Raw genomic sequence first — 8,212 nt, 5'->3', positions numbered from 1 at the left:
ATCACGCGATGATCTTCCTCTTCATCGCCGGCACCTACACACCGTTCTGCGCCCTCGGCCTACCGTCGCCGACGAGCTGGTGGGTGCTCGGCATCGTCTGGGCGGGCGCGCTCGGCGGGTCGCTGCTGAAGATCCTCTGGCCGGGCGCTCCGCGCTGGCTGGGCGTGACCCTCTACATCCTGCTCGGCTGGGTCATCGTCGTGGTCGCCCCGGCCCTGGTCTCCCAGACCGGCTACCTGATCATGATCCTGCTGGCGATCGGCGGCGTGCTCTACAGCGTCGGCGGCGTCCTCTACGCGGTGCGCTGGCCCAATCCGTGGCCGCACACCTTCGGCCACCACGAGGTCTTCCACCTCTGCACCGCGGTCGCGGCACTACTCCACTACGCCGCCGCCTGGCTGGTCGTCGTCAACTGACCAGCCAGGCGTAGGGCGGAACTCAGGCGCGGGCGAGCGCGTCGAGGACGGTGGCGCTGGCCTCCCAGCCCATGCACTTGTCGGTGACGGACTTGCCGTAGACCAGCGGGGTGGCATCGGTCGACTGCGCGCCGGGCTCGAGGAAGCTCTCCAGCATGACGCCGCTGATGTTCGACGCCTTGCCGGCCTCGCGGGTGGCACGCAGGGTCGCGGCGATCTCCGTCGCGACCTCCGCCTGGCGGACGTGGTCCTTGCCGGAGTTGGCGTGCGAGCAGTCGATCATCACGCGTGCGGGCAGTCCGGCCTTCTCGAGGGCCGCAGCCGCCGACGCAACCGACTCGGCGTCGAAGTTGGGTCCACGGGTGCCGCCGCGCAGGATGATGTGGCAGTCCTCGTTGCCCGCGGTCTCCACGACCGCGCCGTTGCCGAAGTCGTCGACCCCGAAGAAGACATGTTCGGCCGCAGCGGCTTTCACGCCGTCGATGGCGACCTGGACGTTGCCGTCGGTGCCGTTCTTGAAGCCGATCGGCATCGACAGACCCGAAGCGAGCTGGCGATGGACCTGCGACTCGGTGGTGCGGGCGCCGATGGCACCCCAGGCGACGGCGTCGGCGATGTACTGCGGGCTGGTCGGCTCGAGGAACTCACAGCCGACGGGCAGACCGAGGTCGATGATGTCGAGCAGCAACGACCGGGCGGTCCGCAGGCCGCGCTCGACGTCGAAGGTGTTGTCCATGCCCGGGTCGTTGATGAGGCCCTTCCAACCGACCGTGGTGCGCGGCTTCTCGAAGTAGACCCGCATGACGATCTTCAGACGGTCGGAGTACGCGTCGGCCAGCGGCGCCAGACGACGCGCGTAGTCGATCGCGGCGATCGGATCGTGCACCGAGCACGGTCCGACGATGACGAGCAGACGGTCATCGCGGCCGGCGAGGATGTCGGCGATCTCGTCGCGGTCGCGGGCGACGGCCAGCGCACGACGAGCGGTCAGGGGCAGCTCGGCGCGGACGGTGTCCGGCGACGGGATCGGACGGAAGGACTTGATCCGACGATCAGAAGTCGATTCGGCCTTGTCGGCCGTGCGTGTGGAGAGATCCGGGAGAGTGGTCACGGTGTGTGCCTTTCGAGGTCATGCCCTGTCGGTGGTCCAACCGGGGCACGCCTTCACGATGGTGGAGCCCCGCTCAAAACAAAGAGCAGCGACCGTATGGTCGCTGCTCGGGCTCCGGGTGTTACGTGCGCGCGCTTGGTCAGCGCTTCATCGTGGCCCCACCCGGAGCCTCGATAAAGCGCCAATATGCGCGCACGGTGCTGATCACGGCGACAAGAATAGCACAACGGGTTGTTCGACGACCGTGGCCTACGGGTGACCTCGGTCGATCAGTTCACTGAGCACGATGATCGACTCGGACTTGTCCACCGGGCCGGCCGCCCGGATGCGTTCCAGTGCCTGTTCGAGGTGGCGTACGTCGCGGGCCCGCACCCGCAGGATGGCGTCGGCCTGACCCGAGATGGTCGCGGCGCTCACGACCTCGGGGATCGGCTCCCACGACGCCTTGAGCTCCTCGGGCGAGATGTTGCCGCGGCAGTACACCTGCACATAGGCCTCGGTGGTCCATTGCATGGCGTGCGGGTCGACGATGGCGGTGAAGCCCCGGATCACCCCGTCGGCGAGGAGACGGTCGACGCGACGCTTGACGGCCGGGGCCGACAGCCCGACCTCGTCACCGATTTGCGCATAGGTCGCGCGGGCGTCGCGGGTGAGGCAGGCGAGCACCTTCTCGTCGAGATCGTCGAGCGTACGCAATGGATACTCACCTTCCCCTCTCACGGTGATGATTTGTTGCATGGATACGCAATCCACGGTGATTGTTTGCGCTGTTCGCCGACGATACGCTCGATTCATGACGTTGACGAGCCCGGGTATCAGTGTGCCTCCGGTACGCGAGGCGCGGCTGCGGACCTACGCGATGACCCCGCCCGTGCACTTCACCGTGTCCTATGCGATCAATCCCTGGATGGACACCTCGGTCCCGGTGGACACCGACCGCGCCCTCGCCCAGTGGCACGCCCTCCGCTCGGTGTACGAATCACTCGGCCACACGGTGCATCTGGTGGACCCGGTGCCCGGCCTGCCCGACATGGTCTACGCCGCCAACGGCGGTCTCAGCGTCGGCGACACCGTCGTCGCCGCCCGTTTCGCCTTCCCGGAGCGGGCCGCGGAAGGCGATCTGTACGTGGAGTGGTTCGCCCGCAACGGCTTCGGCACCGTCCATCGCACCACCGGCATCCAGGAGGGCGAGGGCGACTTCCTGGTCGTCGGCGACCGAATCCTCGCCGGCACCGGTTTCCGTACCCAGCGTTCCGCGCACGACGAGGTCGCCGCGATCACCGGCCGACCGGTCATCACCCTCGAGCTCGTCGATCCGCGGTTCTATCACCTCGACACCGCACTGGGCGTCCTCGACGACCACACGATCGCCTACTACCCCGCCGCGTTCTCCGAACGCTCACAGCGCCGGCTCGACGCGCTGTTCCCCGACGCCATCATCGCCACCGACGCCGACGCATCCGTACTCGGCCTCAACCTGGTCTCCGACGGGCGCAACGTTGTGATGACCGACCGCGCAACGCATCTCGAGGCAGAGCTCCGCGACGCCGGGTTCCGCCCGGTGACCGTCGATCTCTCCGAGTTGCTCAAGGGCGGCGGCGGGGTCAAGTGCTGCACCTTGGAACTGAGGAGTACCCACACCATGTCCGACACGCTCATCCCCCACGATGTGACGCTTCCCGCAGGTCCGATGCTCGACGCCGAACCGCATGTGGCACACAACTACTCCCCGATCCCGGTCACCGCTGCGACCGCCGAGGGTGCGTGGATCACCGATGTCGACGGCAAGCGTCACCTCGACTGCCTGGGCGCGTATTCGGCGGTCAACTTCGGACATCGCCATCCGCGGATCGTCGCCGCAGCTCTCGACCAGATCGAGCGGGTCACCCTCACCAGTCGCGCATTCCGTTCGGATCGTCTCGAACCGTTCTGCGCCGCACTCGCGGGGCTCTGCGGCAAGGAGATGGTGTTGCCGATGAACACCGGCGCCGAGGCCGTCGAGTCGGCGATCAAGGTCGCTCGTAAATGGGGTTACGACATCAAGGGCGTCTCCGACGGCCGCGCGACGATCATCGTCGCCGGCGGTAACTTCCACGGACGCACCACGACGATCATCTCGTTCAGCGACGACCCGGACGCACGCGCCGGATTCGGTCCGTACACACCGGGTTTCGTCCGGGTCCCCTACGGAGACGTCGAGGCGATCGCCGCCGCGATCGACGAGACGACGGTCGGTGTCCTGCTCGAACCCATCCAGGGCGAGGCCGGGATCATCGTCCCGCCGGACGACTACCTCCCGCGGGTACGAGCCCTGTGTACCGACCACGACGTCCTGTTGATCGCCGACGAGATCCAGTCCGGGCTCGGTCGCACGGGACGCACCTTCGCCGTCGAACACTGGGGCGTCGAACCCGACGTCTACCTGCTCGGCAAGGCGCTCGGTGGCGGCATCGTGCCGGTCAGCGCGGTGGTGGCGAATCGCGACGTCCTCGGCGTCCTGCACCCCGGACAGCACGGCTCGACCTTCGGCGGCAACCCCCTCGCCGCGGCGATCGGCCACACCGTCGTCGACATGCTCGCCGAGGGCACCTGGCAGGAACGCGCCACCGATCTCGGCGACCACCTGCACACCCGCCTGAGGGAATTCGTCGGCCACGGAGTCGTCGCGACCCGAGGCCTGGGACTGTGGGCGGGTATCGATCTCGATCCGGAACTCGGCACCGGCAAGGAGTTCTGCCTGCGCCTCGCCGGGCACGGCGTGCTGGCCAAGGACACGCACGGTTCGACGCTGCGACTCGCCCCGCCGCTCGTCATCACCGCACAGGAGATCGACTGGGCGATCGAGCGATTCGCCGAAGTGCTGGACGAACTCCGTTCCCGGTCAGCGTGATACGCGGTCGCGGTTGAGCCACCACGTCGACGTCGACAGAACCGTGGCGAAGGCGCACCACGCCGGGTAGGCGGCGAGCGCGGCCCCGGCCTTCGGATTCACGGCCGCGGTACGCCGTGTCAGGTCGGCGCTGCTGACCGTGAGGGCCGCGGCGGCCACCGACGCGGTGCCCAGCGCCCCCTTGCCGAAGTAGATCCAGCTCCATGCCCCGTTGAGTGCGAGATTGGCGCCGAGCGCGGCGATGTACGCCTGCTTCTCGTCCTGGTCCGGCCACTCGCCCAGTCCGTCGATCGCGGTGGCGGAGGTGACCGCGATGTCGGCGTACAGGGCGGTCCAGGCCACCGGGAACACCCAGGCCGGTGGCACGAAGGACGGCTTCTTCAGCCGCGGATACCAGGTCTCGACCGCGGGTTTGGTGACCACGCTGCCGATGGCGCCGGCTGCGGCGGTGGCGAGCGAGGTCCCGATCAGAGTGGAGATGCGCATACCCCTCAATACCCGTTCCGACGAATCCGACACCTGCGCCGTGTGAGCTGCCCTCAGCCGAACTGCGCGGCCAGGTTCTTCTCGTCCGTGACCGGCAGCCCGCAGACCGTTCCCCGGCACACGTAGGCGGCGTCGCGTCCGTCGACCGGGCCTCGTGCGACGAGTAACGGATGCGAATCCTGTTCGCCGGCAACAACGACCGCCCCGCCGGGGATGTGGGCCCAGGCCGCCCGAGTCAGGGCATGATCCGACGCGGGCCCTTCGGCCACGGCTATCTGGATCGGCCCGGCGACCCGCGCCGACATCACCGACATCCAGTGCCCGGCCGATCGCGGCAGCTTGGCGACGATCACCGATGCGCGGGACAGGCTGTGCTCCAGCAGTTCTGCGTAACCGACCGCCTTGGCCGGGTCGGCGAGCATCGATGCGGTGAGCAGCGCCTCGGCCATGAGCGACGCCCCCGACGGGGTGGCACCGTCGATCGGGTCCCGGGGCCGGGCGATGAGCCCTTCACCGGTGGCGTCGAACCAGGCGCCGGGTGCCTCCGGGTCGGCGAAGCGCTCGACCGCGGAGTCGAGCAACCCCAATCCGGCGCCCAGCCACCGGGTTTCACCGGTGACCTGGAACAGCGTGAGAAGGGCCGTACTCAGCGCCGCGTGGTCGTCGAGCCCACCATCGGTCTCCCCCACGTCCCCGCCGAGCGACGAACGTCGGAGCCGGCCGCCGATCAGGTGCATGCTCAACAGCTCGTCTGCGCACCGAACGGCGGCGTCGACGTAGGTGGTGTCGCCCAGGCCGGCACCGGCCTCGGCGAGTGCGGTGATCGTCATGGCGTTCCACGCGGTGACGACCTTGTCGTCGCGGGCGGGTTGGACGCGTCTGCCCCGCGCGTCGAGGAGTGCGGCGCGCACCGTGTCGAAGCGCTCGCGGTCGTCGGGGTCGGCCGGGAGCTGCAGCGTCGAGCGACCGTGTTCGAAGGTGCCCTGCTCGGTCACGGCGAACAGTTCGGCCGCCCAGCGTCCGGTCTCCGATCCGAGGACCTCGGCGAGTTCCGCCGGCGTCCACACGTAGGTGGACCCCTCCACCCCGTCGGCATCGGCGTCGAGAGACGAGGCGAACCCGCCCGGCACCTGCAGGTCCCGCCGGAGGAAGGTGACCGTCTCCTCGACGATGCGGCGCGCCAACGGATCTCCGGTCCGCCGTGCGAGGTGGGCGTAGGCCCGCAGCAGCTGCGCGTTGTCGTAGAGCATCTTCTCGAAGTGGGGCACCACCCAGCCGGCGTCGACCGAGTACCGGGCGAAACCACCGGCGAGCTGGTCGTAGATGCCGCCCCGGGCCATCGCGTGCATGGTCCGTCCGGCGGCCTCGACGGCAGCGGCGTCGCCGGTGCGTTCGGTGTGCCGGATCAGCGCTTCGAGCAGCGCCGAGGGCGGGAATTTGGGTGCGCCGCCGAACCCACCGAACTCGGGGTCCTCCTCGCCGAGGACGGTGCGGACTCCGTGCGCGAGCAGTCGGTCGTCGACGGCGACGGTGCCGACCGGCAACGGGGCTGTGTTCGCCACGATGTGTTCGCGCACCTTCGCGGCGGTGTCGTCGAGATCGGCTCGACGCTGCGTCCATGCCTCGCTGACCGCAGTCAGAACCTGCCGGAAAGAAGGGATCTGCCCGTGCGGCCGCGGCGGGTAGTAGGTGCCGGTGTAGAACGGGTCGCCGTCCGGCGTGAGAAAGCAGGTCATGGGCCAGCCGCCCTGCCCGGTCATCGCGACGGTGGCACTCATGTAGATGGCGTCGATGTCGGGGCGTTCCTCCCGATCGACCTTGACGCAGACGAAGTCACGGTTCATCTGTGCCGCGGTGGCGTCGTCCTCGAAGGACTCGTGCGCCATCACGTGGCACCAGTGACAGGCCGCGTAGCCGACCGACAGCAGAACCGGCACATCGCGTTCGCGCGCCTGGTTCAGCGCGGCGTCGGACCACTCCTGCCAGTGGACGGGATTGTCGGCGTGCTGCCGGAGATATGGGCTCGTCGCCGAGCCCAGCATGTTCGACGAGGCGTCAGGTGTCCGCCGGGCGTCGCTCATCGGTCCCGGTCGTGCTCGTCGCGTCCTGACTTCCGGGGGCGGCGTCGTCGGCGGTGGTGACCGGCCCCGACGGGTCGGTGCCTTCGTCGAACGCCTGATCTGCCTCGGGGTGATCGGTGTCGAAGGACTCCGGCAGCTTCTTGAGCTGGCGACTCATCGACCAGATCAGGAACGCGGTCCCGACCAGCAGCAACAGGATCACCAGCAATCCCAGCGGCGACGACTTGCCGAACTCCGGCCCCTGCGGCTCCTCGGCCGCCACGACCATCACGGTGTTGACGATGTCGATGTTCATCACGCCTCGATTCCGGTGAACAGATCGGTTTCGGGCAGGGCGGTCTTCACGCGCGTCTTGGCCAGCTCGAACTCCTCGGTCGGCCAGAGTCGCTGCTGCCACTCCAACGGTACGGCGAAGAACATGCCGTTGGGGTCGATCTGCGTCGCATGCGCGCGCAACGCGTCGTCACGCTGCGGGAAGTACTTGGCGCACTCGACCTGGGTGGTGACTCGACCCATGAGGTCGCCCCGGCTCGGGTCCCACTTGCTGAGCCACTCGGTGAACGGGCTCTCCTGGCCGTGGCGCTCGAACTCGTCGGAGAAGAGCTCCATCCGGTCGCGGATGAAACCGTGCGTGTAGTACAGCTTCGACACCGTCCACGGCTCACCGGTTCCGGGGAATGCGTCGGGGTCGCCGGCCTGGTCGTAGGCCGCGACCGACACCTCGTGGCACCGGATGTGATCCGGATGCGGGTACCCGCCGTGCTCGTCGTAGGTGATCATCACGTGCGGACGGAACTCGCGGACCAGACGGACGAGCGTCTCGGTCGCCTCCTCGAGCGGGACGGTCGCGAACGAGCCCTCCGGCAGCGGCGGCAATGGGTCGCCCTCGGGGAGTCCGGAGTCGACGAAGCCCAGCCACGTCTGCTTCACGCCGAGAGCCTCGGCGGCCCGGGCCATCTCCTCGCGGCGGACCTCGGTCATCCGCTCCTTGATGCCGGGACGGTCCATCGCCGGATTCAGGATGTCGCCGCGCTCGCCACCTGTCAGGGTGACGACGAGCACCTCGTTGCCTTCGGCCGCGTACTTGGCGGTCGTGGCCGCACCCTTGCTCGACTCATCGTCGGGGTGCGCGTGGACCGCCATCAGACGGAACACACCCGGCTGCGGGCCGTCGGCATGGGATTCGGTCACAGTTCCTCACCTTCGGATCGTTACTGGTCCCATGGTA

General features: G+C 68.5%; 8 protein-coding genes. 2 read left to right on the top strand and 6 right to left on the bottom strand.

Annotated elements, in window-relative coordinates; translation table 11 throughout:
* The coding region (gene trhA / locus OK17_RS04060) for a PAQR family membrane homeostasis protein TrhA (protein WP_461416739.1) at positions 1–416 on the top strand (416 nt) is incomplete at its 5' end.
* A 22-nt stretch (positions 417–438) separates the two neighbouring features.
* Here the strand turns inward: trhA and OK17_RS04055 are convergent.
* Together OK17_RS04055 and OK17_RS04050 are read right to left on the bottom strand one after the other, a co-directional pair.
* Positions 439–1,527 carry a 3-deoxy-7-phosphoheptulonate synthase gene (locus OK17_RS04055; RefSeq protein ID WP_232719175.1) on the bottom strand — a complete coding sequence of 363 codons (1,089 nt, stop codon included), beginning with the start codon at positions 1,525–1,527 and terminating at the stop codon, positions 439–441.
* Between the two features lie 249 nt (positions 1,528–1,776).
* Positions 1,777–2,223: an Lrp/AsnC family transcriptional regulator gene (locus OK17_RS04050; protein WP_461416738.1), complete on the bottom strand. Its 447-nt coding sequence runs from the start codon at positions 2,221–2,223 to the stop codon at positions 1,777–1,779.
* Positions 2,224–2,320: 97 nt separating this feature from the next.
* On the opposite strand from OK17_RS04050, the gene rocD reads away from it, so the two are divergent.
* Positions 2,321–4,417 (top strand): ornithine--oxo-acid transaminase, encoded by a 2,097-nt coding sequence (gene rocD, locus OK17_RS04045; protein WP_461416737.1) that lies wholly within the window; start codon positions 2,321–2,323, stop codon positions 4,415–4,417.
* On the opposite strand, the gene OK17_RS04040 is transcribed toward rocD, so the two are convergent.
* From OK17_RS04040 to mca, 4 genes are read right to left on the bottom strand one after another with little or no spacing between them, the layout of a single operon-like run.
* Entirely contained in the window at positions 4,409–4,903 is a 495-nt protein-coding gene (locus tag OK17_RS04040) for a TspO/MBR family protein (RefSeq protein WP_232719177.1), read from the bottom strand. The genes rocD and OK17_RS04040 overlap by 9 nt on opposite strands.
* A gap of 53 nt (positions 4,904–4,956) precedes the next feature.
* Positions 4,957–6,945, bottom strand: a complete 1,989-nt coding sequence (locus OK17_RS04035; protein WP_461416740.1) for a thioredoxin domain-containing protein — start codon at positions 6,943–6,945, stop codon at positions 4,957–4,959.
* Between the two features lie 13 nt (positions 6,946–6,958).
* A complete protein-coding gene (locus tag OK17_RS04030) occupies positions 6,959–7,279 on the bottom strand; it encodes a hypothetical protein (protein ID WP_232719178.1) in 321 nt (106 codons plus the stop codon).
* The gene (gene mca / locus OK17_RS04025) at positions 7,279–8,175 is read right to left on the bottom strand and encodes a mycothiol conjugate amidase Mca (RefSeq protein ID WP_461416736.1); all 897 of its coding nucleotides are present in this window, start codon (positions 8,173–8,175) and stop codon (positions 7,279–7,281) included. The genes OK17_RS04030 and mca overlap by 1 nt, the downstream gene beginning before the upstream one ends.
* Positions 8,176–8,212 lie beyond the last annotated feature (37 nt).

It is taken from the genome of Gordonia sp. GN26, from assembly GCF_054823965.1.
The sequence above is the reverse complement of the archived record's forward strand: the minus strand, read 5'-3'. Positions and strand labels throughout refer to the sequence as shown.

Bases quoted from the DNA above. Each gene is read 5' to 3' on its own strand.
- rocD (WP_461416737.1), top strand. From the start codon at position 2,321: ATGACGTTGACGAGCCCGGGTATCAGTGTGCCTCCGGTACGCGAGGCG.
- OK17_RS04040 (WP_232719177.1), bottom strand. From the start codon at position 4,903: ATGCGCATCTCCACTCTGATCGGGACCTCGCTCGCCACCGCCGCAGCC.
- OK17_RS04035 (WP_461416740.1), bottom strand. From the start codon at position 6,945: ATGCTGGGCTCGGCGACGAGCCCATATCTCCGGCAGCACGCCGACAAT.
- OK17_RS04030 (WP_232719178.1), bottom strand. From the start codon at position 7,279: ATGAACATCGACATCGTCAACACCGTGATGGTCGTGGCGGCCGAGGAG.